This window comes from Agromyces sp. NPDC029043, assembly GCF_055564615.1.
This window is the reverse complement of sequence record NZ_JBVHVX010000024.1, coordinates 1-26,151: the sequence shown is the minus strand read 5'-3', so window position 1 is coordinate 26,151 and position 26,151 is coordinate 1. Positions and strand designations below refer to the sequence as shown.

Sequence of the window (26,151 nt, the reverse complement as noted above, 5' to 3'; positions counted from 1 at the left end):
GCCCCGTCAGCGGGGTCCGTGGCTCACGACGGCGCCGGCGCCCGGCAGTGCCCCGCCGAGCTGCTCCTCGACGGTCGCGAGCGCGAAGCCCCGCGCCCGCAGTCCGTCGACCACGGCGGGCACCGCCTGGATGGTCTGCTCGTGCGTGTCGTGCATGAGCACGATGCTGCCCCGCGAGCTGCGCACGACCGCGCGCTCGGCGACCACGCCGGGGCCGGGGTCCTGCCAGTCGAGCGTGTCCACGTCCCACACGACGACCGGCAGGCCGAGCAGGTCGCGAACGCGCTGGTCGGACGCGCCGTAGGGCGGCCGCAGGCTCGCCGCGACCTCGCCGGTCGCCGCCGCGATCGCCGTCTGGGTGCGCTCGACCTCGCTGCGGACCTCCTCGTCGGGCAGCTTCGTCAGGTTCGGGTGCCGCCACGTGTGGTTGCCGATCTCGTGGCCGGATGCGACGATCCGCGCCGCGACCTCCGGACGCGACTCCACCGCGCTGCCCTGGACGAAGAACGTTGCCGGGGTCCGCTCGCGATCGAGCACGTCGAGCAGTCCCGACGTCAGCGACGACGGGCCGTCGTCGAACGTGATCGAGACGCACGCGACCAGCGTGCAGTCGACCGGGTCGGCGCCGACCGGTTGCGGCGGCGGTGCGTACGGCGCACCCGAGGCGGCCGCAGCGATCGCCGACCTGCCGGCGTCCGACAGGAACGGGTCGAGGAGCCGCGCCGGAACGTGGACGGACGTCAGCCGCTCCCCCGACGCCGACGGCACGGGCAGGGTCACGACCACGCCGCCGGGCGTGACCGCCGAGTCGGCGAGCGCCGCGCGGGCCCCCGCGGCGTCGAGCGCGGCGTACGGTTCGTCGGCCGGTGCGATCCGCCCGGCGCCGCGGAGCGCCTCGGTCACGAGCGCCAGGACGCGATGCTCGCCGCCCGCGCGGTAGAGCGCGGCGCCGTCGAAGGGCGCGCCCGCGCCATCCGAGTACCAGACCTCGCGCGTGACGACCGAGGCCGCCGCGGGGCCGCTGCGCGTGACGACGAGCCGTTCGCCGACGAACGTGCCGGAGGCGACGACCACTGCGCAGTCGATGGCGAGGCGGTCCGGCACCGTCCCGGTCATCGAACCGCCCCAGCACGCCTCGCGTGCGCCCCCGGCGACGAGGTCCGCGCCCGGAGTCCAGGTGGCGCCGCGTTCGCCCGCGTAGGAGCGGAGCACCGTCTCGACGCGGGCCGTGAGCGCGTTGCCGAGCTCGGTGGCTCCGGGCGGTGTCGCCCATCGGGCGGCGGCCGCGAAGGCGTCGGTGCGCATCGCCGCGACCCGGGCGACGAGCCCGCCCGTCCGATCGGGCGCGAGCCGGGGCGGACCGGGCACGATCCGCGGTCCGGGCAGGGGCGCCGCGGCGGGCGGCGGGTCGGGCGTGGCGGTCGGCGGGGCGGATGGCACGTCCGGGCTGCTCCCGGTCGCCGCGCCGCCGGGCGAGGTGCACGCGCCCAGCGCGAACGCGGCCGCGAGCACGACGGGCGCGAGCCATCGCGTCCGTCGGCGCCCTCCCCGCGCCCATCGCATGCCGACACGTTAACCACTCCGGCTGACCGTCGGGTGCGTGCGCGCCGAGCGGGCGCGGCTCCTGTCGGATCGCCGCGCCCGCCGTCGGATCGGGGAGGTCGTGCGCTCACCTGTCTCCGCCGAGGGGCGAGAGGACGTCGTCGACGGTGCCCTGCTGCGGCGCACCGGCCTTCATCTCCCGGATGGCGTCGGCGCTGAAGCCCGCCTGGGCGGACGCGGCGGGCGTCCGCTGCGAGTGCAGCTCGCGTCGGGCCTCCGCGCTGAAGGCGCGATCGGAGCGGGTCGCGACCGGCTGCGAGTGCAGCTCGCGGAGCGCGTCGGCGCTGAAGCCCGGAACGGACTGCGGCGCGACGGCCTGGGAGTGCAGCTCACGGAGCGCGTCCGCGCTGAAGGACGAGGCCCGGGGGCCGGACTCGACCGCGGCCCGGATCGGGTCGGGGCCCTTGCTGGGCGACAGGTAGTCGCGGACGACGACCTCGCCGCGGGCGAGGCCCACGACGGTGGCGGCACGATCGTCTCGGACCGGTCCGCCCCACGCGGCCGTGCCTGCACCGCCGCTGATGAGAACCACGAGCGACACGGTGAAGATCACTGGTGCCGCAGGCTTGGTGTTCATGGTTCGGTTCCTTCCTTGCCTCTGGTGGCTTTCGGGTTGAGGCGAACGTACGGAGGACGGGCTGCCGCGCCATCCGGGTGCTCACCTGACATCGGGCCCGGAAATCCTGAGGCTTCCTCAGTGGCAATGGGCGGATGCCGCTCCGGATGGCGCGCGGGCTCCCTGAGGCCGGGTCAACCGATCGTGGTGTTCGCAGCTTGCGAGCGCGGATCATTGCGCCGACGCACGAATCCTGCGTCGGCCCGCAATCAATCGCGGAGGTCGCGCACGTAGCCTTGAATCGCGCGAAGATCCCGTCGCGCCATCCGTCGCCGCAACGGCGCCGAGCCAGAGAACGGAGGTTCCGATGTCACAGACCACCATGACGACGATCGTCGGCGAACCCGAGGTTCTCGAGGACGAGACCGGCATCGCGATCACGGCCGAGCTCATCGCGCTCGCCGACGGCGTCGAGACCGACCCGGCCTGGCTCCGCCTCAAGGAGTCCGCCACGGCGCTGCAGACGCTCCAGGTCAAGGACGGCTCGGTCCCCGAGGAGGCCGACCGGGCCGCTGCGTCGTCGCTCGTCGACGCGATCGTCGAGTCGGTCGCCGTCCTCGCGCCGCGCTTCCCGCACGAGGCCGCGTACCTCGAGGCGCTGCAGGCCGACTTCCGCCGCTGGCAGTCCGAGGGGCTCGGCGTGCCCGACTTCCTCGACTCGCTCGTCGAGTTCCAGCCGCAGCTGCACCGCGTCGACGGCATCCGCCACCTGGTGGTCTTCCCGATGTACACGCAGAACGGCTCGTCCGACCGGCATGTCGAGGCGCTCGTCGTCGAGACGATCTGGCCCGAGTTCATCGCGCACCTCGAGGCCGGCGACTACGGCAACACGCTCTTCGTGAGCCTGCGCCTCGTCGACTTCACTCCGGGCTACGACACCAACTCGGCCGTGCTGTTCCCCGAGACCGTCGCGATGCGCGAGATCCCGCCGTTCACGTGGGGCGCGATCTTCCAGGACCGCGAGGCCGCCCGGTACCGCCGGGTGGTGCGCGCGGCCTCCGAGATCACGAAGCTCGAACTGCCTGAAGATGCGGCGTCGCTGCTGGAGGATCAGGAGCTGGCCGAGCGCACGTTCGTGATGTGGGACATCATCCACGACCGCACCCACATGCGCGGCGACCTGCCCTTCGACCCGTTCATGATCAAGCAGCGGATGCCGTACTTCCTCTACTCGCTGGAGGAGTTGCGCTGCGACCTCACCGCGTTCCGCGAGTCGGTGAAGATCGAGCGCGGCCTTCGCAAGCGGGTCGACGAGGGCGAGGCGCTCGACTCCGTCGACACGCAGCTGCTCGAGCACGCGAAGCTCGTGCAGTACGCGGTGATCTTCGACCGGATCTTCCGTTTCGCCATCACCGGCACGCGCGTACGGAACTACGACGGCCTCGGCGGGCAGCTCCTGTTCGCCTGGCTGCACCAGAAGCACGTCCTCGAGTGGACCGACGTCTCGCTGAGCTTCGACTGGGCGGCGGTCCCCGACGCCGTGGTCGAGCTCGGCGACGCGATCGACGAGCTGTACTGGAAGTCGATCGACCGGCCGAAGACCGCGCATTGGCTCGCCGCATACGAGCTGGTCCGCGGGGTGCTCACGCCGAACCCGGCCTCGGTCTGGGCCGAGGGCCTGCCGCGCGACGTGCTCGCCGGCCCGCCCAAGGGCTACACCGACCTGGTGATGGACGACGAGTTCCCGCTGTCGATGTTCTACGAGGCGCTCGACAAGAAGATGAAGCCGGTCATCGAGTCGACGGTCGGCATCACCGCCGGCGACGCCTGACGCGCACCGCACCGCACCACCCGAAGCCGAGTCACCCCGGGACGGCGGATACCCGAGGCATCCGCCCCGCCGCCCGGGGTGACTCGCGTCATGAGAGGATTCCCGGATGAGCAGCGCACTCGACGGCCGCGTCGTCGTCGTCGCCGGCGCCACCAGCGCCTCGGGCCGCGTGGTCGCGCGCGCGCTGGTCGATGCGGGCGCGAGCGTGGTCGTCGTGGGCAGCCACCAGGGCCGCCTCGACGAGCTCGAGATCGAGATCCCCGGGGTGGTCGGCGAGCGCGCCGACCTCACCGACGGCGACGACGTGCTCGAGCTGGCCATGCGCGTGCACGCGAAGGTCGGCGACGTCGACGGTGTCGTGCACCTGGTGGGCGGATGGCGCGGCGGCGGCGGCATCCCCGGTCAGACCGAGGAGGACTACCGGCTGCTGGAGCGCTCGTTCACCGCGCTGCGGCACGTGAGCCGCGTGTTCTGGGACGATCTCGTGGCCTCCGACGCCGGGCGGATCGCGATCGTGTCGTCGACGACGGTCGAGAAGCCGACCGCCGGGGGCGCCAACTACACTGCCGTCAAGGCGGCCAGCGAGTCGTGGATGCGCTCGCTCGCCGACGGGTTCGCCAAGGCCGGCGCGCCGGGTGCGGCCGTGACGTTCCGCGTGAAGTCGCTCGCCGGGCTGGAATCGCGCCTGGCCGACGAGGTCGTGGATCTCTGGTCGACGGATGCCGCGGCATCCGCCCTCAACGGCCACGTCACGACGCTCGAGGGCTGATCGGGCCCGCTCGCGCGCATCCGGCGAGCGAGGCCGGGTTAACAGGTCGCCTCGGCATGGTCAAGGGCCTGCCCGGCGGCCATCGCCGCGCCTAGCGTGAAGGCGACGCCGGATGCGGTTGCGCCCCGTCGCACGGGCGGGTGGGCCCGCTCCGGCTCGGAGGCGGTGACATGACCGGTTGGAACACGGACACGCTCGCGCACACGGCAGGGCCGGGTGCCCTGACGATCGTCGAGGGCACGTCGTTCTGCGTGTCGGGGCAGAACGGCGACATGGAGCCCGACCTGCCCCACGGCGCGTTCCACAGGGACACCAGGGTGGTCTCGCGGCTGACGCTCCTCGTCGACGGCACGCCCGTCGAGCCGCTGTCGTCGATGATGCCGCACCCCGACCGCGTGGTGATGGTCGGCCGGGCCGGGCACATCCCGGGACGGGCCGACACGCCGCTGATCGTCGAGCGCGACCGACGCATCGGCGCGGGCCTGCGCGAGCAGATCACGCTGCGCAGCTTCTCGCGCGAGTCGATGGTCGTGCGCGTCGAGGTGGTGCTCGAAGCCGACTTCGCCGACATCTTCGAGGTCAAGGAGGGGCGCGCCGCCCGCCACCCGGCCGACATGCGGGTGGCGGGGCCCGACCGCTCGCGCATCGCGTCGACGGTCGGCGAGCACCCGGACCTCGTGGTGACGGCCGAGGGGGCCGAGTTCTCCGGGTCGCGGATCCGGTTCGATGTCGTCCTCGACGCCCGCGAGACGTGGACGCGACGCATCGTCGTCGCACCCGAGGGCGGCAGCGCGAGCGTCGACCTCGGACCGGACGCGGAGGCGGGCTCCGCCGGCGAACCCACCCGGCGATTCCTCGCGTGGCAATCGGCCTCGCCCACCTCGTCGCTGGCCGACGACGCGATGGAGCGAGTCATCCGCCAGAGCCAGCGCGACCTCGGTTCGCTGCGCATCTTCGACCCCGCCAATCCCGCCAGGCCGGTCATCGCCGCGGGCGTGCCCTGGTTCATGGCCCTCTTCGGCCGCGACTCGCTGCTGACCTCGTGGATGGCGCTCCCGCTCGACCCGACGCTCGCGCTCGGCACGCTGCAGACGCTCGCCGGACTGCAGGGCAAGCGCGAGGTCCCCTCGTCTGAGGAGCAGCCCGGCAGGATCCTGCACGAGGTGCGGCTGGGCGCGCAGACCAACCTCGCGCTCGGCGGCGGCTCGGTGTACTACGGCACGGCGGACGCCACGCCGCTGTACGTCGTCGTGCTCGGCGAGCTCGCCCGGTGGGGTGCGCTCCCCGACGAGGCGGACGACCTCCTGGCGGCCGCCGACCGCGCCATCGAGTGGGTCGACCGGTACGGCGACCGCGACGGCGACGGGTTCGTGGAGTACGAACGCCTCAACGAGCACGGGCTCGTCAACCAGGGATGGAAGGATTCCTGGGACGGCATCAACTTCGCCGACGGCAGTCTCGCGCAGGCGCCGATCGCCCTCTGCGAGGTGCAGGGCTACGTCTACGCGGCATTCATCGCGCGCGGCATGCTCGCCCGGCTCCGCGGCGACCACGACGGCGCCGACCGCTGGGCCGACCGGGCCGCCACGCTGAAGCGCGAGTTCAACGAGCGGTTCTGGCTGCCCGACCGCGGATACTACGCGGTGGCGCTCGACCGCGACAAGCGCCCGGTCGACGCCTGCGCGTCGAACATGGGCCACTGCCTCTGGAGCGGGATCGTCGACGACGACAAGGCCGCGTCGGTCGCCGAGCGCCTGCTCTCGCCCGAGATGTACACCGGCTGGGGCGTTCGGACCCTCGCCTCCGACATGGGCGCCTACAACCCGGCGAGCTACCACAACGGCTCGGTGTGGCCGCACGACAACGCGATCATCGCCGCGGGGCTCATGCGCTACGGCTTCGTCGAGGAGGCGAACCGGATCGTCTCGGGCCTGTTCGAGGCCGCGAAGCACTACGGCGGGCGACTCCCCGAGCTCTTCTGCGGCTTCGACCGCGACGGGTACGCCGAGCCCGTCTCCTACCCGGCGTCCTGCTCGCCCCAGGCCTGGGCCGCGGCAACGCCGTTGTCCCTGCTGCGCACCACGCTGCGCTTCGACCCGTCGCTGCCCACCGGCGAGGTGTGGGTCGCGCCCACCTCCGTCGCGGACTTCGGCGACATCCACCTCCGCAACGTGCCGTTCGCCGGCAAGCGCATCTCGATGGACACCTCGCGCAACGGCACGTCGGTGATGGGCCTTCCGCGCGGGATCACGCTGCACCACGAACCGAGCCCCCTCGCGACCGTTCCCACCCGAAGGGAGACCCCATGAGAATCGGCATCATCGCCCCGCCGTGGATTCCTATTCCGCCGAGCGCATACGGCGGCATCGAGTCGTTCATCGACACGCTCGCGTGCGCCCTGCAGGACCTCGGCCACGACGTCGTGCTCGCGGCATCCTCCGACAGCACCTGCCCGGTGCCGCGACTCCCGGGGTTCGAGCCGTCCGACCCGGCCAAGATGGGCGTCACGTCGCACGAGTTGCAGCACCTGCTCCGCGCGTTCGCGGCGCTGGACGACGTCGACGTGATCCTCGACAACACGCTCGCCGGCCCGATCCTCGCTCGCTTCGCGACGCGTGTGCCGGTCGTCACCGTCGCCCACGGCCCGCTGATCCCGCTCGAGCAGGAGCTGTACCTCGCCGGGTCGCCGGATGTCTCGTACGTCGCGATCTCCGAGAACCAGGCGTCCCTCGCCGGCCCGGTGCCGATCGCCCGGGTCATCCACCACGGCATCGGAGTCGACCCCATCCCGGTGGGGCCCGGCGGCGACGCCGCGTGCTTCGTCGGCCGGATGAGTCCGACGAAGGGCATCCCGGAGGCGATCGAGGCGGCGTCCGCCGCCGGGATACCGCTCCGGATCGCGGCGAAGATGCAGGAGCCGGCCGAGCAGGAGTACTTCGACGAGGCCGTGCGCCCGCTGCTCGGATCGAACGCCGAGTACCTCGGCGAGCTGTCGGCCGAGGAGAAGTACGAGTTGATGGGCAACTCGCTGGCACTGCTGAACCCGATCCAGTGGGACGAGCCGTTCGGGCTCGTCATGATCGAGGCGCTCGCGGCCGGGACGCCGGTCATCGCCACGCCGCGCGGCTCGGTCCGGGAGATCGTGGAGGAGGGCCGCACAGGGTTCGTGCGATCGAGCCGCGACGACCTCGCGTCCGCCCTGTCGCAGGCGGGAGCACTGGAGCGCGCCGCGTGCCGCGCCGCCGCAGAGGAGCGGTTCACCGACCGGCGGATGGCGGAGGACTACGTCGCGCTCTTCCGCGACGTCCTGCGTGAGCGGCGCGGGTCCGGGCCGACGGGAGCGGCACTGCCCGCGGCGTGAGCCGCGCTCGCGCGGTCGCGATGCCGCCGGTCATTCCGCGGGCGGCGGCACCGCGACATCCGCGGCCGGCTCGTCGCCCGGCTGCCCACTCGGGGTGACCTCGCGCGCGGTGTCGGCCGGGTCGCCCTCGGCACGGCTGAGGAGCACGAACGGGATCGCGAGCGCCTGGATCACGCCGCTCCAGAGCATCGACCAGCCGTATCCGCCGAGGTCGGCCGACCGGCCCAGCACCGGCTGGACCACCGCGCCGCCCGCACTGCCGAGGAGGGAGTCGAACGAGAGCACGGTGGCGCGCTGCTTCGAGGGGATCATGTCATTCAGATACGCGCGGTGCACCGGATCGTCGATGGACGAGGCGACACCCCACACGGCGATGAGGAGGACCGCGACCCAGAAGTTCGCCGTGAACGCGAGCGCCACGAGCACGAGCGAGCTCGACGCGGCTGCCAGCAGGATGACCGACGTGCGCTTGCGGAAGCGGCGACGGACGTACGGGGCGAGGATGCCGCCGACGATGCCGGCACCCGAGAGCAGTGCCGCCGCGAGGCCCCCGATCGAGTAGGCGCCTTCGTCGCCCCACAGCTCGAGCAGGTACGGCTGGAGCGCGTAGAACGCGTAGAAGCCGACCCCCGTGGTGAACGGCGTGGTGAGCATGAGCCAGCGGACGGGCCGGTTGCCGAGGCCGTAGCGCACCGATGCGCGCAGGACGTTCCTCGTGGCGGCCAGGGGGCCGGCGCCGCGCTCGGGCGTGAAGCCGAGGTCGCGCATCAGGAGTGCGGCGACCACGAACATGACGACGAGGATGCCGGCCCGCACGAGGAACGGGACGCCGAGGTTCGTGAGCTGCGCGATGATGCCGCCGAGGACGGAGCCGCTGAGCATGGCCACGTTGCCGACGATGACGGCTCGGCCGAACACCGCCTCGAGGCTGCCCGTGTAGTCCGTGGCGTGCAGCGCGTCGACCAGCCAGGCGTCGACCGCACCGGAGAAGAACGTGAAGCCGAGCCCGAGCAGGACCGACACGATCGCCCACGCCCAGAACGGGGACTGCCAGACCCAGAGCAGCCAGTACATCGCCGTCGTGACGGCGAGGGTGAGGGTTCCGAGCAGGTAGGACATGCGTCGACCGAGGGTGTCGGCGACCACGCCGGTGGGGATCTCGAACACGAACATCCCGAGGCTGAAGAAGGCGTTCGCGGCGAACGCCTCGAGGTTCGACAACCCCGCGTCGAGGAGGAACAGCGTGTTGATGCCCCAGATGAACGACGCCGCGAGCGTGTTGCCGAGCATGAGCGTGTAGTACGTGCCCTGCACCCGTCGCGCGGCGGTCCCGTCGGTCGGAGCCCGCCCGGGAGCGGTCATTCGCGGCCCCCCGGACGAGTCATGGGTTCCATCATGCCCCTCGAACGAGGTTGGCCCAAGGACGCATCCGATCGCACGTACGTTTCCCACTGCACTTCGAGGCTTTTGTCGTGGAATGTGAAAAGTCGCGCATATCACGAATGCTTTTGCTTGACCTCAGCCGAACAAATGCCGTAGCCTCCGAAAAAGTTCGTGGACGCCAACTCACGAGCAACGGCGCGAAGAGTGGCACTCAGGTCATTCCCCTCGCGCCGTCCCTACGGAAAACGGTTCAGTGCAAGGGAGCATCATGGATGAACTGACGGAACAGGCTGAGCACGACGCCCGGGTCCTCGGGCGCAGCCTCGGCCTGACTCGCCGGCAGCTGCTGGCGGCCACCACGGGCATGGCCGCCGCCGCGGCGGTCGGCCTCGCGGGCGGCCACACGCACGCGCACGCCGCACCCGCGGCGGCCGCGGCCGGAGGCGGCAACGGCGTGCTCGTCCCGCCCGGCAAGCGGGGCATCATCCTCTACACGGTTCGCGACGCCATCAGCCGCGACCCGAACACCACCGACCTGCCCTCGGGCTTCAAGGAGGTCCTCCAGGAACTGGCGCGCATCGGCTACAAGCAGATCGAGTTCGCCGGCTACAACCAGCACGCGAACGCCGAGGGCGGCAACGTGAACAACGTCGCCGGCGCGCAGCTGCTGCGCACGTGGCTCGACGACAACGGGCTCGAGGCCGAGGGCAACCACGGCACGATCCCCGGCACGATCACGGATGCCACGCTGCTCGCGTTCGACCAGGCGTGCGAGATCGCGAACATCCTCGGCTTCGGCCACATCGGCACCGGCAACGACCCGACGAGCAGCTCGTACCTCGCCGACTGGCAGGCGGCGGCCGACCGCTGGAACATCCTGGGCGAGCGCGCGGCGTCGCACGGGCTCAAGCTGTACACGCACAACCACGACGCGGCGTACAGCTTCCTGCTCGACAGCGGCCCGCTCGACGCGCTCGGCCGCCCGACCCGTTCGAGCGGTCTCCGCCGCCTCGAGTGGTTCCTGCAGAACACCGACCCGAACTACGTGTACCTCGAGATGGACGTCTACTGGGCGCACGTGGCCCAGCACCGGTTCCAGAGCTACACCGCGCCCGACGGCACGGTGGTAGAGGACTGGTTCGACCCGGCCGGCCTCGTGGCCGAGCAGACCACTCGGTTCCCGCTGTTCCACGCGAAGGACGGCGCCAAGAACACCAGCGCCGCCGGATACTCCATCGTCCCGTTCGGTCAGGGAGACATCGACTACACGACGTTCTTCCAGCGGATCGGCGCCAAGGGCTACCACAACGCGATGTACGAGCAGGACAACGCGGCCACCGTGCCGGCGCCCGCGACGCCTGCGCTGTCGCTGCAGAACGCGGCGTCGTCGTACGCCAACCTGGCCGCCCTGCGCGGCTGACGCGATACTCCGGGCCGCGCGGTGCCTTACCCCGCGCGGCCCGGCACCACATGGATCCCGCCGAACCTCCTCCTCATTGACTGGAGCACATCCATGCACATCGCACGTTCACGCCTCGCGGCGCTCGTGATCGGGGCCGCCGTCGCGGTCTCGGCCGCGGTCGCGGGGCCCGCCGCCGCCCATGACGGGCAGGACCACGGGGACCTGGTCTCGGCCACCACGTGGGCGAACTACGAGCGCGTCACCCTCACGAGGGATGTCGCCGAGCCGATCGACATGGCCGTCCTGCCCGACTCGCGCGTGCTGCACACCACGCGCGGCGGCCAGGTCCGCCTCACCGATCCCTCCCAGGGCACGACCTCCGTCGTCAACACGATCGACGTCTACGCCAACTCCGAGGACGGCCTGCAGACGATCACCCTCGACCCCGACTTCGAGCAGAACGGCTGGGTCTACCTGTACTACGCGCCCCGCGTGATGGACGCGCCGTACCCCTCCACCACGCCCACCGGATCGGCCCCGAACACGCTGCCCGCCGGCGCCGATGCCTCGTACTGGGAGCAGTGGAAGGGCTACAACCAGCTCAGCCGCTTCAAGTGGAACGCGGCGACGAGCTCGCTCGACCTCGCGACCGAGCAGAAGATCATCAAGGTCGAGGTCCAGCGCGGACAGTGCTGCCACGTCGCGGGCGACGTCGCCTTCGACAACGACGGCAACGTGCTGCTCGCCACGGGTGACAACACCCCGGCCAGCGCGCCCGGCGCGAGCGGCTATGCGCCGATGAACGACCGCGCGGGATTCAACCCCGGGTTCGACGCTCGTCGCGGCGCCGGCAACTCGAACGACCTGCGCGGCAAGATCCTCCGGATCGACGTGCAGGAGGACGGCTCGTACACGATCCCGGCGGGCAACCTCTTCGCGCCCGGCACGGCCGGCGCACGGCCGGAGATCTTCGCGATGGGCCTCCGCAACCCGTTCCGCATCGACTTCGACCCGGCGACCGGGGCGGTCACGTGGGGCGACTACGGTCCCGACGCGGGCACTGCGAACGTCGACCGCGGCCCGATGGGCTACGTCGAGTGGCAGAGCACGACCGTGCCGATCAACGGCGGCTGGCCGTTCTGCCACGGTCCCAACGCCAACTACAGCAACTGGGACTACGAGACGCTCACCGTGCGCGGATGGTACGACTGCAACGGCACGCTCGTGAACCCGTCGCCGTACAACACGGGCCTCCAGCAGCTGCCGTCGGCCACCGCTCCTCAGCTCTGGTACGGCGACCAGCCCACGCACCAGCCGTGGCCCGAGTTCGGCTCGGGCGGCCAGGCCCCGATGGGCGGCCCGACCTACCGCTACGACGAGGAGAACGCGTCGCCGACGAAGTTCCCGGCGTACTGGGACGGCAAGGCGTTCATGGGCGAGTTCTCGCGGGACCGCGCCTTCGCCTTCTCGCAGGACGACCCCGACGGCGCCGTCACGAAGATCGAGGACTTCCTGCCGAACGCCGCGCTCGGCGGGGCGACCCTCGGCGCGTGGGACAACGTGATGGACATGGAGTTCGGTCCCGACGGATCGCTGTACGTGCTCAACTACGGTGATGGCTTCTTCCGCCCGAACCCCGACGCGGGTCTCTACCGGATCGACTACGTCGTGGGCACCAAGGGTCCGCGGGCGGTCGTCGAAGCCTCCGTCACCTCGGGCGACGGTCCGCTCGCGGTCGAGTTCGACGCCTCCGGTTCGTCGCACCCCGACGACCTCGCGCTGAGCTTCGCGTGGGACTTCGAGAACACGGGCACCTTCACCGAGGGTGACGCGGTCGCCTCGCACACCTACGAGGAGGACGGCCAGTACCAGGCCCGGGTGCGGGTCACCGATGCCAGCGGTCGCGTGAGCCTGGCTTCGGTCACGATCACCGTCGGCAACACGGCGCCGGTCGTGGAGATCGTCTCGCCGGTCGACGGCTCGTTCATCGACTGGGGCGACGAGGTCGCGTTCGAGGTGAAGGTCACCGACCCCGACGAGACCATCGACTGCAGCCGCGTGCTGTGGAGCTACGGCCTCGGCCACGACAACACCCACACGCACCCGATCTTCACGGGCACCGGCTGCACGGCGACCATCCAGACGTCGCTCGAGGCCGGCCACGGTGAGACCGAGAACATCTACGCCCAGATCGGTGCCTCGTACACCGACGCGGGTACCGCCACCGCCCCGGCCCTCGCGGGCGACGATGTCGTGCTGCTCAACCCGCGCGCGCTGCAGGCCGAGCACTCCGACGCCAAGAGCGGCGAGACGACGGTCGTCGACGACCAGACGGCAGCGGGCTTCCGCTACCTGAGCGGCCTCGGCGAGGGCGAGTGGATCGCCTACGACCCGGTGGAGCTCGGCGGCATCACCGGCGTGGAGCTCCGCGCCAAGGGCGACGGCGAGATCACGCTGCACTGGGGCGACGCCGACGGCGACGTGCTCGGCTCGTTCGAGGTCGACTCCGCCGCGTGGCAGGAGATCTCGGTTCCGCTGACCGTGATCCCCGAGGGCACCGGACGCATCGTGGTGACCTCCACGGGCGGTGTGGACCTCGACCAGTTCGAGTTCACGACGTCGGTGAGCGACATCCGCGCGCTGCTCGGCGCACTCGAGGACGACGGCAGCATCACCCGCGGTGTCGAGGCGTCCTTCGGCGATGTGCTCGCAGAGGTCGACGCGGCCCTCGCCGCCGGTGACACCGCGACGGCCACCGCCCGTCTCGAGTTCATCGTCACGCAGGTGCCGAACCGCATCCGCACCGATGCCGACGCTGCGGCGCTGGTCATCCGCGCGGCCGAGGCGGTGATCGCGAACCTGTAGCAGAACACGCGGCTCCGGGGCCACGCGCTCCGCGCTCCGGTCCCGGAGCCGCGACCCAGGCCGGTGCGGCCGGAGAACGAACCTTGGCGGGATCCGCCGGCCGCACCAAGACCGAGTCGGGCCGTGCTCCCCATGGGGCACGGCCCGGCTCCATTTCGAGCGCCGCTCCCGGCGCGCGGCGCCGATCGCCTCGCGCTGGGATCGCCGCGGTCAGCTCTCGGGGCGGTACGCGAGCACCGCGCCCGCGACCGAGACGCGCACGTCGGTGCCGCGCGGCACGAGCCCCGACGCCGTCACGCGGGCGCGTAGGCGCTGCCCGTCGGCGAGCGAGACCGCGAGCATCGCGTCGTGCCCGGTGTACTCGACGTCGGTCACCACGCCGTCGAGGTCGGCGGATGCCCCGGGGCCGACCGCGGGGGCGGCCGATGGCGCAGCGGATGGCGCGGGGGCGGGCAGCACGCGCAGCTCCTCGGGGCGCACGAGCACGGTCACCTGCTCGCCGTCCTGCGGCACGAGGCCCGCGGCATCCGCCACCGGCACGGCCCGGAGTCGCCCGATCGACGTGGCGACCTCGTCGCCGTGCAGCACCCCGGGCAGGAACACCGCATCGCCCACGAAGCCCGCCACCCACGGCGTCGCGGGCACGCGGTAGACCTCCTCGGGCGTGCCGAGCTGGAGGACCTCGCCGCCGCGCATCACGGCGACCCGGTCGGCGACCGACAGCGCCTCCGCCTGGTCGTGGGTGACGAGGATGCCGGTCACGCCCTCGGCGCGCAGCAGCTCGCGCACCGACGCACGGAGGTCGGCCCGCAGCATCGGGTCGAGCGCGCCGAACGGCTCGTCGAGCAGCACGAGCTCGGGAGCCGACGCGAGCGCACGGGCGAGCGCGACGCGCTGCGCCTGCCCGCCCGAGAGCTGGCCGGGCGCGCGGTGCGCCAGCGGGGTCAGGTCGACCAGGTCGAGCAGGCGCCGCACCTCGTCGGACTTCGCGGCCCGACGGGCGGCCCGCGACGAGCCGCGGCCCGCGAGCATGCCGAACGCGACGTTCTCGGCGACCGTCAAGTGCGGGAACAACGCCGCGTCCTGCGGCACCCAGCCGATACGGCGCTTCTCGGGCGCGAGGTGGATGCCGTGCGTCGTCACCATGCGCGACCCGATTCGGATCTCGCCCGACTGCGCCCGGAGCAGGCCCGCGATCGTGCGCAGCAGCGTCGTCTTGCCGCAGCCGCTCGGGCCGACGATCGCGAGCAGCTCGCCGTGCGGCACCTCGACGTCGACCGCGTGGAGCACCGGGCCGACCTCGTAGCCGACGGTCAGGTCGCGGACCTCGAGCCGGCTCACGCGATCACCTCCCGGATCGGCTCCCGCGCCGCGGGGCCCGCGGCCACGTCGGGCGCGATCGCCTCCCGGGTCGCCTCCCGCCCTGCGCGGGCGTCGGAGAGCAGGAACGCGGGCACCGCAGCGACCAGCAGCAGCGCCACCGCGTAGGGCGCGGCGGCGCCGTAGGCCGAGACATCCGTGCGCTGCCAGAGTTCGACCGCGAGCGTGTCGGTGCCGGTCGGGCGCAGCATGAGGGTCGCGGGCAGCTCCTTCATGGCGCTCACGGCGGCGAGCAGCGCGGCCGCGAAGATGCCCGGGCGTGCGAGGCGGGCCGTCACCGTGAGCCACGTGCGGGTGCGGGAGTTGCCGAGCGTGCGCGAGACGTCCTCGAGCGAGGTCGGCACCTGGCCCGTCGCGGCGCGGATCGACCCGATCGCCTTCGGCATGAAGAGCACGCCGTAGCCGAACGCGAGCACGAGCGCAGTCTGGTACAGCGCCGGCACGACGCTGAGCGAGAAGAACACGAGCGACAGGCCGACCACGATGCCCGGCAGGCCGAGCGCGAGGTACCCCGTCGACTCGATCGCCCGCACGAGTCTCCCGCGATGGCGAGCCGCCAGGACCCCGATCGGCAGGGCGAGCGCCACGGCGACCACCGCGCCGCCGGCCGCGAGCAGGATGGTGTTGCCGATCGCCTGTGCGAGGTTCGCGGCGTCGAACGCGCGCAGCGTCTCGGCCGAGAGCACCCGCGCCAGGAGCACCGCCACTGGCACGAGCACCGCGACCGCCGGCACGATCGCGAGCAGCAGCACGCCCGGCGCGGTCCAGCGGCCGAGGCGCGTCATCCGCCGCCGTCCCGTCGCGGGCGCCGCGTGGATGCGCCGCGCCGCCCGGCCGCGCGCGAACTGCTCGCCCACCACGACGAGCAGGGCGAGGGTCACGAGCAGCACCGCGAGCACGGCCGCCTCGTCGCGGTTGAAGCTCGCCGAGTACGCCTGCTGGATGGCCGTCGTCAGCACCGGGAAGCGGAACAGCGCGACGCCGCCGAAGTCGGCGAGCGTGTAGAGGCACACGAGCAGGGCGCCCGCGAGCACCGCCGGACGGATCTGCGGCCAGGTGCCGAGCATGAACGAGCCGAGCGGGCCGCGCCCGAGCGTGCGGGCGACGTCGTCGAGGCCGGTGCTGCCGATGCGCAATGCCGCCGCGACGGGCAGCGTCACGTACGGCACCGAGACGAAGCTGAGCACGAGCCAGGCGGCCCAGAAGCCCTGCATCGACGGCTGCCACGCGAGCCATCCGTACGCCGCGAGGTACGACGGCATGGCGAGCGGCAGCGCGGCGAGCACCGCCCAGAAGCCCCGCCCGCGCAGCCGGGTGCGGGCGAGCAGGTAGGCGCTCGGCACGCCCAGCGCGACCGCGGTGAGGGTGACGGACGTCGCGAGGAGCACCGAGTTGCCGACGAGCAGCGGGATCCGCGGCCGCTCGAACACCGCCGCGAGCTCGGCCGGGTCGGCCGAGGCGACCCGCACCACGAGGTGCACGACGGGGATGGCGGCGACCGCGACCGCGACGACGGATGCCACGATCAGCCCCCAGGGACGGCGGGGGCTCGGGGTCGCGACCGCGGTCATCCCCTCAGGCTAGATCAGGCCGTTGTCGGCGAGGAGCTGCTGCGACTCCTCGACGGAGTCGAGGTCGCTGAGGTCGAGCCCCGGGTTCACGAGCGTGTCGATCGCCGGCAGGCCCTCGGGCGCGTCGATCCCGGGCAGCAGCGGGTACTCGAACGTCTCCTCCACGAAGTACCGCTGGGCCTGCTCCGACACCAGGAACTCGACGAACGCGAGCGCGTCGGGGTCGTCGGCCGCGCCCTTCAGGATGGCGGCGCCGGTGACGTTCACGATGCCGCCGGGGTCGCCCGGCAGGAACTTCAGCTGGGCGCGCATGTTCTCGGCACCGACCTCGGCCGCCTGGCGGAACCAGTAGTAGTGGTTGATGAGTCCGAGCTGCGTCTGCCCGGTGTTGACGAGGTCGAGCGAGGCGAGGTTGTTCTCGGTGAGCTCGGGGTCGTTCGCGGCCATGCCCGCGACCCATTCCGCCGCGGCATCCTCGCCCTCGAGCACGCGCATCGCGGTGATGAACGACTGGAAGCTGGCGTTGCCGGGGGCGAACGCGACCTGGCCGTTCCACTCCTCGCCGACGAGCGCGTCGACGGTGTCGGGCACGTCGGCGTCCGACAGCTGCTCGCCGTCGTACGCGATGACGCGTGCGCGGCCGGTGACGCCGATCCACGAATCGTCCTGCGAGGTGAACCCGTCGGGGATGAGGTCGGCGAGCTCGGCCGGGATCTCCGCCTCGAGGCCGGCGTCGGCGAGCGCGCCGAGCGCGCCGGCATCCTGCGAGAGGAAGACCTGCGCGGGAGTGCGCTCGCCCTCCTCGAGGAGGAGCGCGGTGAGCTCGGGCGTCGCGGCGTAGCGCGCCTCGACCTCGATGCCGGTCTCCTCGGTGAACTGCTCGATGAGCGGCGCGACGAGCTCCTCGTCGCGGCCGATGTAGACGGTGAGCGTCCCCTCCTCATCGGCCGGGCCGGCGGTGCAGCCGGTGAGGGCGAGGGCGGCCGTGAGACCGGCGGTGGCGAGGGCGATTCCGCGGCGTGCGCGCATGGGCGTGCTGACTCCATCGGTCGGTGGAAGGTGAGGGCCCGTCGACTGCGGGCAAGGTTAGCTTAGCCTTACTTGCCTACGAGCGCCCGCCTCAGGCGTCACACGGCGCTTGACGACCAAGGTGCACCGGCGTAGCGTAAGCACATCATTAATTAAGGAGTTGCTTACGTGAAGGCGGCGGATGACGAGCTGAGCCGGGTCTTCCATGCGCTGGCCGACCCCACTCGCCGCGCCATCCTGTCGCGCCTGCATGCCGGCCCGGCCACGGTCGGCGCGCTCGCCGAACCGTTCTCGATGAGCCGCCCCGCGATCTCGCAACACCTGAACGTGCTCGAGCGCGCCGGGCTCATCGAGCGCACGGCCACTGCGCAATGGCGCACGTGCTCGCTGCGCACCGAGCCGCTCGACGAGGCGTCCACCTGGGTCGAGCGGCACCGGGGCGAGTGGAACGAGCGATTCGACCTGCTCGACGAGCAACTCCGCCGCATGAAAGGGGAGACCCCATGAACGAGCGCACAACCGACGCGCAGTTCACCATCACCCGCGTCTTCGACGCCCCGCGCGAGCTCGTCTGGCGCGCGTGGACCGAATCGGCCGACGCCGCGGAATGGTGGCACCCGCGCGGCATCGAGATCGAGGAGGGCAGCGTCGCCGTCGACGCCCGGCCCGGCGGACGGTACGCCTACACCATGGTGAACCCCGCCGACGGCGCCACCTACCCGACGGTGGGCGTCTACCGCGAGGTCGACCCGCCGAAGCGGCTCGTCTTCACCTGGGCGTCGCCCGGCGACCCGGATGACACCGCGCCCGTCATCACGGTCGACCTGCGCGAACTCGACGGCGGCCGCACCGAGATGCTCTTCCACCTGCGCGGCGTCGCCGGCGCGCCGGGCGACGAGAACGTCTACGACGGCTGGGACTCGGCGTTCGACCTGCTCGGCGAGCAGCTCGCCGCGGGCCTCGATCGGAGCGCACGCTGATGGGTCGCCTCATCGTCGAGCAGATCGTCTCGGCCGACGGCTACGCTGCCGACCCCGACGGCGGCATCGGGTTCTTCGAGCTGTCGCCCGAGGTCGCTGGCGACGTCGAGGCCGGCACGGGGCCGATCGACCGCGAGCAGCTCGACTGGCTCCAGGGGGTCGACGCGATCCTGCTCGGCCGCGACACCTACCGCATGTTCGCGGACTACTGGCCGGGCGCCGACCCCGCGGTGGATCCGGTCGCGGAGCCGATCGCCCGACTGCCCAAGCACGTCGTCTCGAACACGCTCGAGCGCGCGCCGTGGGGCGACGGCGAGATCGAGGTGCTGCGAGGGGATGCCGCAGCATCCGTCGCCCGACTGAAGCAGCGGTTCGACGCCACGGTCGTGTGGGGCAGCCTGCAGCTCGCCGACGGGCTGTTCGAGGCAGGACTCGTCGACGAGCTGCGGCTGCGCATCGTACCCGTGCTCATCGGCGCCGGCCGATCGTTCACGCCGGCGGGGCTCGGACAGCGCGCGCTCGCGCTCGATCACGCGGTGACGCATCCGTCGGGGCACGTGACGCTGCACTATCGGCTGCGCTGAGGCGCACCGCGCAGCCGCGCGCCCGCGGAGGTCAGCCGAGCTTGGGCAGCACGCGCGCGAGGACCGCCTGGACGGACTCGGGACCGATCGGCGCCGCCGACCCCGCCTGTCCGGCGCGTCTCGCCCACGCGATGCCGACGTAGCGCATGACCCCGGCGAGGATGTGCGTGACGAGCTCGGCCTCCTCCGCGAGATCCGCTCCCTCGCCGAGATCCGTGCCCGCGTCGGCGGCACCGCGCCGGAGGCGCAGCTCGATGATCTCGCGCAGCTCCCCCTCGATCGCCGCGAGCCGTTCCATCTGCTTCGCGAGCAGCACGGGTTGTGCGGAGATCGCCCGGATCCGCTCGGCCACCAGGGCCGGATCGACGGGGATCAGGGCCGGGTCGATGCGAACGAGCCCGACGGCCTCGGCCAGCAGCGGGCCGTCCGAGACGATGAAGGCGCGGGCGGCCCGCTCGTCGATCGTCGGCAGGTCATGTCCGAGCAGCGCGGCATCCTTCGTCTTGAAGTGGTTGAAGAACGTGCGCTGGCTGACTCCGGCGGCCTCGCAGACCATGTCGACCGTCACCGCGTCGTAGCCGAGCTCCGCGACGAGGGCGACGGCGGCGCGCTCGATCGCGGCGGTCGTCTCGGCGACGCCCCGGCGGCGCCCGGCGGATGGATTCGACATGGTCTGCGGGCTCCTTCGTCTACTCGTACCGTAGCGACTCGATCGGGTCCTGGCGGGCTGCGCGCCGTGCGGGCAGCACGCCGGAGAGGAACGCGATCAGCATGATGACGGCGACGACGACCGTGACGGTGACCGGATCGAACAGGAGCAGCGTGAGGCCGGGCAGTTCGGCAAGCGGCCCCGCGGCGGCGACCTGGGAGATGGCTCCGCCCACGCCGATCGCGGCGAGTGCGCCGAGCCCTGCGCCGAGGAAGCCGATGACGAGGGCCTCGAGGCTGAACAGCCCGAACACGCGGCCGTTCGACATGCCCATCGCCTTCATCAGGCCGATCTCGCGGGTGCGTTCCTGCACGCTCATCAGGAGGGTGTTGACGATTCCGAAGGATGCCGCGATCAGGGCGACCACGGCGAATGCGCTGAGGACGCCGATGATCCCGTTGATGACGGTCTGTATGACGCCGAGCTGGTCCTCGACCGTCTGGCCGGCGAGGTCGGCGGCCGCGAGATCGGCCTTGATCGCGGTGACGTCGACGCCGTCGGCCGAGCCGGCGGCGCCACCCGCGGCCGCCGCATCGCCGGATGCGGCGGGCTCGAGGTAGGCCACCGCGATGGCGTAGGCATCGCGCCCACCCGGCACAGCCTGCGCATCGGCGATCTCCGACACCAGCACCTCGTTCGCGCCGGCACCCGCGGCGAGCAGGCTCGTCCGGGCGATGCCGACGACGATCGCGTCGGTGCTCGCCTCCTCGCCGACCGCATCGGTGTATCCGAGCTGCACGCGCTCGCCGACCGCGCTCTCCGCGTCGCGGAAGCCGAGGGCATCGACGTAGTCCTCGGGCAGCACGACCTGTGCTGCATCGGCATCCTGTTCGAGCTGGTCGCCTGCGACGAGGTCGCTGCGGGCGATGGAGGACGTCGGGTTCACCTCGAGCTCGAAGCGCGTGCCGGTGGCGGTGCCGGCGGCCGCGATCCAGTCGACCGTCACCTGCTGCACGGGTTCCACCCGGTCGATGCCGTCGATCGCCTCGATCGCCTCGAGGTCGTCGTCGTCGAGCAGCGTGCCACTGCCGAGCGGGCCGGCCTGGCTCGACTGCTGCCGGCCGTCGGGGTCGTATTCGTCGGGTCCGTCGGTGGTGTCGGTCGACGCGGCGGGGGTCACGAGGAGGACGTCGTCGGCGCCGAGCGCGGCCACCTGCTTGGTGACGTAGTCGCTGACGCCGGCGCCGAGCGCCGTCGTGAGGGTCAGCGTGAACGCGCCGACGAAGAGGCTCAGCACCGTGAGCGTCGTGCGCAGCTTGCTGCGGAAGGCATTGCGGGTCGCTGCGGCGACGAGGTCGGAGGACTTCATGCGCGGTCTCCCTCGAGGAGGGCCGAGGCCCGGTGGTCGGCCTGGTCGACGATCACGCCGTCGGCGATGGTGATCCTTCGATCGCACCTGGCAGCGAGATCGTCGTCGTGGGTCACGACCACGAGCGTCAGCCCGCGCTCGCGCTGTAGGCCGAAGAGGATCTCCTCGACCTGCCCGCCTGTGGCCGTGTCGAGATTCCCGGTCGGCTCGTCGGCGAAGATCACCTCGGGCTCGTTCACGAGCGCCCGGGCGATGACCACACGCTGCTTCTGCCCGCCGGAGAGATCGTTCGCTCGGTTCCTCGCCTTGTCGGCGAGGCCCAGCGCCTCCAGCGCGGCGATGGCGCGCCGGTTCCGCTCGCGCGGGGGAACGCCCGCGATGACGAGCGGGAGGCTCACGTTCTCGAGCACGGTCTGACCGGGCGCGAGGAAGAACTGCTGGAACACGAAGCCGAAACGCCGGTTGCGCAGCCGATTGACCTCGGCGGCGGAAGCGCGGGCGACGTCGCGGCCGTCGATCTCGACCGCCCCGGAGGACGGCCGATCCAGAAGTGCGAGGAGGTGCATGAGCGTCGACTTGCCGGAGCCGGACTTGCCGACGATCGCGAGCGACTCGCCGCGGATGACGTCGAGGCTCACGCCCTTGAGCGCGTCGAACCGGGTCTCGCCTCGGCCGTAGGTGCGCGTCAGGTCGGAAGCCCGGAGGATCGTCTCGGCGGCACTCGGGTGCATCGGAGCCCCGTCGGGCGGGACGGTGGCGGCGGGGGATTTCATGTGGAGCGGTCCCTTCAGTCATTGCACGAGGAAATGCAGTTACTGCATTCTATAGGTACAGTTCCTGAAAATACGCTGCCGAGGCCGCCGCCCCGTCAGCTGCGCGGCTCGGATGCGATGCGATCGACGTCGGTCGGCTCGGCCGCCGCGACCGACTCGTCGTTGCCCGCGTACTCCGCCGAGAGCAGGCGGTACGACCGCGTCGTGAAGGCCCACAACGCCAGCGCGACCATGATGAGCCCGGCGAAGAGGAACACGAGTGCGATGCCGCGCGCGTCGCCCTCGCCGACCGCCCAGCCCCAGGCGGCCTGCCCGCCCTCGGAATCCATGTACGGGATGATCCAGAACTCGGCGATCGGGGCGATGAGGAACGACGTGATCGGCGCGGCCGCCGACTCGACCGCGGCCGCGAAGCCGAATACGCGCCCTTGGCGCGTGAACGGCACGACCTTCTGGATCACCGTCTGCTCGGACGCCTCGACCGCCGGCACGAGCGCCATGTAGGCGAAGATGCCGGCGGCATACAGCCACCACCATTCGCGGATCGTGAACAGCGCGCCGAGCACGCCCATGGCGACCACCACGAGCAGCATGGTTCGGATCGGGTTGCGACCGAGGCCGAACTTCGCGATCGCCAGGCCACCGATGATGAAGCCGGTCGACGAGACGCCGAGCACGATGCCCCACACCTCGACGGGGAACAGCGTGAGGCCGTACGGGTCCATGAGCGCGAGGTAGACGCCGCCGATGAGGTTGTTGAACGTCGCGAACAGGATCAGGCCCAGCAGTCCGGGCGCGGCGCGGATCGCGGTGACGCTGCCGCGCACGTCGATCGCCGGGGCGTGCTCGCCGTCGGGCGTCGGCTGCGCCTCGGGAACGCGCAGGAACAGCAGGTGGACGAGGGCGATCAGGGTGAGTGCGATGGCGATCGCGAGCGTCCAGCCCATTCCGAGCAGCCCGATCGCGAGTCCGCTGAACACGCTCGTCACGATGAACGCCAGCCCCTGCACCGTACCGACCATGCCGTTCGCGTTCGCGTGCCGGTCGACCGGCACGAGCAGCGTCACGGTGGTCGACAGCGCGATGTTGCGCATGTGCTCGACGACCGACCCGAACAGGATGATGCCGGAGAACACCCAGAACCACGGCCCGCCCAGGTCGACGAGCGCCGACTCGGGCTGCAGCAGGTACACGATGCCCGCGACGACGAACGCCCCCAGCGTGACCACGCTCGAGAACACCATCACGCCGTGCTTGCGATGCCGGTCGACGATCGTGCCGAACAGCATCGCGAAGAACGCGATGAGCAGCATGTACGCCCCGCCGATGATGCCCGTCGCGAGCACCGACCGGGTCTCGAGGTACACCCAGAACGTGAGCGCGAACCAGAGGAAGCTCGTCGTGACGTTCGCGATCATCGTGTTCGCGAGCAGCTGCACGAATACGCGCATGCCGTTCGGCGGCGGCTCGGGATTCGACGCCGCAGCCGCGCCATCCGATACCGGCTCGGGCTCGCGCAGCCGCCCGGCGCCGGGCTCCGGCACTTCGTCGGACATGGGGGCGAGGCTACCGAGGACCTCCGACCGCCGGTATCCCCCGTGCCCGATCCGGCAGGATGTCGCGGGTCGCCGTCGGTCGCGCCGGGGTCAGCCCCCGTGCTGCTCGACGACCGCCGCCGTGCTCCCCTTGCCCTGGTCTGCGCCCGCGTCGGCGGGCGACGTGCACGCGACCAACGCGAACACCGCGCCCACGCAGAGGGCGAACCCTGCGATGTAGGGGACCAGGGACTTCGACGAATCGTGCACCCGACCACGCTCCCGGTCACGACGAGCGCGGTCAAGCCCTTGCGCGGCGAGTTCACGCGCCGTTCACATGCGGACCGCGCCGGCCGGTCTGGAAGAATCGTCCGGTGACCCACGAGTTCCAGCCCCTGCACGACGCTGCCATCCGCGGCTTCGCCTCCGACAATTACTCCGGCGTCCACCCCGAGGTGCTCGCCGCGATCGCCGCCGCGAACGGCGGCCATCAGGTCGCGTACGGCGACGACGTGTACACCGAGCGCCTGCACGACGTGTTCGCGCGCCACTTCGGCGACCCCGTCGAGGTGTACCCCGTGTTCAACGGCACCGGCGCGAACGTCACCGCCCTCCAGTCGATGCTTCCCCGATGGGGTGCGGTGATCTCCGCCTCGACCGCGCACATCAACGTCGACGAGGGCGGCGCGCCGGAACGGGTCGGCGGCATCAAGCTGCTGACGGTACCGACCGACGACGGCAAGCTGACGCCCGACCTCGTCGACCGCGAGGCGTGGGGCTGGGGCGACGAGCACCGCGCGCAGCCGCTGGTCGTCTCGATCACGCAGACCACCGAGCTCGGCACCGCCTACTCCGTCGACGAGATCCGCGCGCTCGCCGACCAGGCGCACGAGCGGGGCATGCGCCTGCACATGGACGGCGCTCGCATCTCCAACGCCGCGGCCTCGCTCGGCCTACCGCTGCGCGAGTTCACGCGCGACGCCGGCGTCGACGTGCTGAGCTTCGGCGGCACCAAGAACGGCGCACTGCTCGGCGAGGCGATCGTGGTGCTCGACCCCGAGGCATCCGCCGGCCTGAAGTACCTGCGCAAGCTCAACATGCAGCTGTCGTCGAAGATGCGGTTCGTCTCGGCACAGCTCATCGCCCTGCTCGACGGCGACCTCTACCTGCGCAACGCCGGGCACTCGAACGCCATGGCCCGTCGCCTGCGCGACGCGCTCGACGCGGGCATCGCCGCGGGCGAGCTGCCCGGCCTGTCGTTCACGCAGGCCACCCAGTCGAACGGCGTCTTCGCGGTGCTGCCGGCCGGCGTCGCCGATCGCCTGCGCGACCGCGGCTTCAAGTTCTACGACTGGGATGCCGCGCGCAACGAGGTCCGCTGGATGTGCTCGTTCGACACGAGCGAGGCCGACATCGACGCGTTCGTCGTCGGCATCCGCGAGGAGCTCGCGCGCTCGGCACCCACCGCCTGAATGCTCTTCTCAGGTCGACACGCCGACCCGCGCCGCGCAGGTCGGCGTGTCGACCTGAGAAACGTCGCATCCGCCGCGCCGGAGCCTGAGAAAGGGATCAACAGTCGGAATAGTCGAGCGATCGATGCGTTGCAATGGAGCGGGCCGACGGCGTCCCGGAACCAGCATCATCCTCGGAAAGGCACGCCCATGACCCTCCTCGACCTCGCCTCGCGCCACGCCGACACCGACGCGCCGCTCATCACCCCGCTCGTCGAGCGCTGGAGCCCCCGGGCCTACGACCCGGCCGCCGAGCTCTCCGACGACGCCGTCCGCACGCTGCTCGAGGCCGCCCGCTGGGCTCCGTCGGCGAACAACGTGCAGCCCTGGCGCTTCATCGTCGCCCGTCGCGGCACCGAGGCGTTCACGACCATCCACGACGCGCTCATGGGCTTCAACCAGGCCTGGGCCGACTCGGCCGCCGCGCTCGTCGTCAACATCGCCGAGGTCGCCGACGAGGAAGGCGCCCCGCGCCCCTGGGCGAAGTACGACCTCGGCCAGGCGGTCGCGCACATGTCGGTGCAGGCCCAGCACGACGGCCTCCACACCCACCAGATGGGCGGCTTCGACGCGGCCCGCCTCGCCACGGCGTTCGGGCTGCGCGACGGCCTCGAGGTCGTCTCGATCACCGCGGTCGGCAAGGTCGGCGACGCCTCGGCCCTGCCCGAGCCGCTCCGCGAGCGCGAGATCGCCCCGCGCAGCCGCAAGTCGCTCGACGAGCTGGTGATCGCGGCGGCCTGAGCCGGTCGCGCGCCACGCGTTCCCCATCCCCAGCAGAGCCCGCCCCCAGCAGAGCCCGCCCCCCACCCAGCGGCCCGCGGTATCCGAACGGATGCCGCGGGCCGCGGTCGTACCGGCGTGCTCCCACGGCACGCAGAGCGAAGGGGGGGGGGGGGGGGGGGGGGGGCGCTCCCCCCCCCCCGTGTGTCCACGGAGAAAAAAACCGCTACGGCCGGGACGCCCCCTCAGGACACGTTTGCCGACGACACCTCCAGCGCAGA

The 26,151-nt window shown here is 71.8% G+C and carries 22 protein-coding genes; 11 read left to right on the top strand and 11 right to left on the bottom strand.

What is annotated here, in order from left to right:
• Positions 1 to 6: 6 nt before the first annotated feature.
• Entirely contained in the window at positions 7 to 1,563 is a 1,557-nt protein-coding gene (locus ACZ4TW_RS21250) for a polysaccharide deacetylase family protein (RefSeq protein WP_465546124.1), read from the bottom strand.
• Positions 1,564 to 1,669: 106 nt separating this feature from the next.
• On the bottom strand, positions 1,670 to 2,179 hold the full coding sequence (locus tag ACZ4TW_RS21245) for a hypothetical protein (protein WP_465546122.1): 510 nt from the start codon (positions 2,177 to 2,179) through the stop codon (positions 1,670 to 1,672).
• Between the two features lie 346 nt (positions 2,180 to 2,525).
• Here ACZ4TW_RS21245 and ACZ4TW_RS21240 point away from each other — a divergent pair, with 346 nt between their 5' ends.
• The 4 genes from ACZ4TW_RS21240 to ACZ4TW_RS21225 all read left to right on the top strand — a co-directional run bounded on the left by ACZ4TW_RS21240 (position 2,526) and on the right by ACZ4TW_RS21225 (position 8,119).
• A complete protein-coding gene (locus tag ACZ4TW_RS21240) occupies positions 2,526 to 3,989 on the top strand; it encodes a DUF6421 family protein (RefSeq protein ID WP_465546120.1) in 1,464 nt (487 codons plus the stop codon).
• Between the two features lie 106 nt (positions 3,990 to 4,095).
• A complete protein-coding gene (locus tag ACZ4TW_RS21235; protein ID WP_465546119.1) occupies positions 4,096 to 4,758 on the top strand; it encodes an SDR family NAD(P)-dependent oxidoreductase in 663 nt (220 codons plus the stop codon).
• 170 nt (positions 4,759 to 4,928) lie between these two features.
• Positions 4,929 to 7,067 (top strand): amylo-alpha-1,6-glucosidase, encoded by a 2,139-nt coding sequence (locus ACZ4TW_RS21230; protein WP_465546117.1) that lies wholly within the window; start codon positions 4,929 to 4,931, stop codon positions 7,065 to 7,067.
• On the top strand, positions 7,064 to 8,119 hold the full coding sequence (locus ACZ4TW_RS21225) for a glycosyltransferase (RefSeq protein WP_465546115.1): 1,056 nt from the start codon (positions 7,064 to 7,066) through the stop codon (positions 8,117 to 8,119). The genes ACZ4TW_RS21230 and ACZ4TW_RS21225 overlap by 4 nt, the downstream gene beginning before the upstream one ends.
• A 30-nt stretch (positions 8,120 to 8,149) precedes the next feature.
• On the opposite strand, the gene ACZ4TW_RS21220 is transcribed toward ACZ4TW_RS21225, so the two are convergent.
• The gene (locus ACZ4TW_RS21220; RefSeq protein ID WP_465546113.1) at positions 8,150 to 9,481 is read right to left on the bottom strand and encodes an MFS transporter; all 1,332 of its coding nucleotides are present in this window, start codon (positions 9,479 to 9,481) and stop codon (positions 8,150 to 8,152) included.
• 289 nt (positions 9,482 to 9,770) lie between these two features.
• On the opposite strand from ACZ4TW_RS21220, the gene ACZ4TW_RS21215 reads away from it, so the two are divergent.
• Positions 9,771 to 10,922 carry a sugar phosphate isomerase/epimerase family protein gene (locus tag ACZ4TW_RS21215; protein WP_465546111.1) on the top strand — a complete coding sequence of 384 codons (1,152 nt, stop codon included), beginning with the start codon at positions 9,771 to 9,773 and terminating at the stop codon, positions 10,920 to 10,922.
• A gap of 93 nt (positions 10,923 to 11,015) precedes the next feature.
• Complete coding sequence (locus tag ACZ4TW_RS21210; protein ID WP_465546110.1) at positions 11,016 to 13,769, top strand: PQQ-dependent sugar dehydrogenase; 2,754 nt, start codon at positions 11,016 to 11,018, stop codon at positions 13,767 to 13,769.
• Positions 13,770 to 13,979: 210 nt separating this feature from the next.
• On the opposite strand, the gene ACZ4TW_RS21205 is transcribed toward ACZ4TW_RS21210, so the two are convergent.
• The 3 genes from ACZ4TW_RS21205 to ACZ4TW_RS21195 are packed head-to-tail and all read right to left on the bottom strand — an operon-like array spanning position 13,980 to position 17,749.
• Positions 13,980 to 15,110 carry an ABC transporter ATP-binding protein gene (locus ACZ4TW_RS21205; protein WP_465546108.1) on the bottom strand — a complete coding sequence of 377 codons (1,131 nt, stop codon included), beginning with the start codon at positions 15,108 to 15,110 and terminating at the stop codon, positions 13,980 to 13,982.
• Complete coding sequence (locus ACZ4TW_RS21200; protein ID WP_465546106.1) at positions 15,107 to 16,720, bottom strand: ABC transporter permease; 1,614 nt, start codon at positions 16,718 to 16,720, stop codon at positions 15,107 to 15,109. The genes ACZ4TW_RS21205 and ACZ4TW_RS21200 overlap by 4 nt, the downstream gene beginning before the upstream one ends.
• A gap of 9 nt (positions 16,721 to 16,729) precedes the next feature.
• On the bottom strand, positions 16,730 to 17,749 hold the full coding sequence (locus ACZ4TW_RS21195; RefSeq protein ID WP_465546104.1) for an extracellular solute-binding protein: 1,020 nt from the start codon (positions 17,747 to 17,749) through the stop codon (positions 16,730 to 16,732).
• 168 nt (positions 17,750 to 17,917) lie between these two features.
• On the opposite strand from ACZ4TW_RS21195, the gene ACZ4TW_RS21190 reads away from it, so the two are divergent.
• Genes ACZ4TW_RS21190 through ACZ4TW_RS21180 form a run of 3 tightly spaced genes read left to right on the top strand, consistent with a single transcriptional unit; the run spans position 17,918 to position 19,313 of the window.
• Positions 17,918 to 18,256, top strand: coding sequence for an ArsR/SmtB family transcription factor (locus ACZ4TW_RS21190; protein ID WP_465546103.1), 339 nt, complete (start codon positions 17,918 to 17,920; stop codon positions 18,254 to 18,256).
• Positions 18,253 to 18,729: an SRPBCC family protein gene (locus ACZ4TW_RS21185; RefSeq protein ID WP_465546101.1), complete on the top strand. Its 477-nt coding sequence runs from the start codon at positions 18,253 to 18,255 to the stop codon at positions 18,727 to 18,729. The genes ACZ4TW_RS21190 and ACZ4TW_RS21185 overlap by 4 nt, the downstream gene beginning before the upstream one ends.
• Positions 18,729 to 19,313 (top strand): dihydrofolate reductase family protein, encoded by a 585-nt coding sequence (locus ACZ4TW_RS21180; RefSeq protein WP_465546100.1) that lies wholly within the window; start codon positions 18,729 to 18,731, stop codon positions 19,311 to 19,313. Before ACZ4TW_RS21185 ends, ACZ4TW_RS21180 begins: the two co-directional genes overlap by 1 nt.
• Before the next feature lie 31 nt (positions 19,314 to 19,344).
• Here the strand turns inward: ACZ4TW_RS21180 and ACZ4TW_RS21175 are convergent, their stop codons facing one another.
• The 5 genes from ACZ4TW_RS21175 to ACZ4TW_RS21155 form a co-directional block, all read right to left on the bottom strand.
• Entirely contained in the window at positions 19,345 to 19,983 is a 639-nt protein-coding gene (locus ACZ4TW_RS21175) for a TetR/AcrR family transcriptional regulator (RefSeq protein ID WP_465546098.1), read from the bottom strand.
• Between the two features lie 19 nt (positions 19,984 to 20,002).
• The gene (locus ACZ4TW_RS21170) at positions 20,003 to 21,331 is read right to left on the bottom strand and encodes an ABC transporter permease (RefSeq protein WP_465546097.1); all 1,329 of its coding nucleotides are present in this window, start codon (positions 21,329 to 21,331) and stop codon (positions 20,003 to 20,005) included.
• Positions 21,328 to 22,104, bottom strand: a complete 777-nt coding sequence (locus ACZ4TW_RS21165; RefSeq protein WP_465546095.1) for an ABC transporter ATP-binding protein — start codon at positions 22,102 to 22,104, stop codon at positions 21,328 to 21,330. Before ACZ4TW_RS21165 ends, ACZ4TW_RS21170 begins: the two co-directional genes overlap by 4 nt.
• A gap of 95 nt (positions 22,105 to 22,199) precedes the next feature.
• Positions 22,200 to 23,555 carry an MFS transporter gene (locus tag ACZ4TW_RS21160; RefSeq protein WP_465546198.1) on the bottom strand — a complete coding sequence of 452 codons (1,356 nt, stop codon included), beginning with the start codon at positions 23,553 to 23,555 and terminating at the stop codon, positions 22,200 to 22,202.
• Between the two features lie 195 nt (positions 23,556 to 23,750).
• Positions 23,751 to 23,909, bottom strand: coding sequence for a hypothetical protein (locus ACZ4TW_RS21155; RefSeq protein WP_465546093.1), 159 nt, complete (start codon positions 23,907 to 23,909; stop codon positions 23,751 to 23,753).
• A 104-nt stretch (positions 23,910 to 24,013) separates the two neighbouring features.
• On the opposite strand from ACZ4TW_RS21155, the gene ACZ4TW_RS21150 reads away from it, so the two are divergent.
• Together ACZ4TW_RS21150 and ACZ4TW_RS21145 are read left to right on the top strand one after the other, a co-directional pair.
• Positions 24,014 to 25,111: a threonine aldolase family protein gene (locus ACZ4TW_RS21150; protein ID WP_465546091.1), complete on the top strand. Its 1,098-nt coding sequence runs from the start codon at positions 24,014 to 24,016 to the stop codon at positions 25,109 to 25,111.
• 189 nt (positions 25,112 to 25,300) lie between these two features.
• Positions 25,301 to 25,891, top strand: coding sequence for a nitroreductase family protein (locus ACZ4TW_RS21145; RefSeq protein ID WP_465546089.1), 591 nt, complete (start codon positions 25,301 to 25,303; stop codon positions 25,889 to 25,891).
• The last annotated feature ends 260 nt before the right edge of the window (positions 25,892 to 26,151 follow it).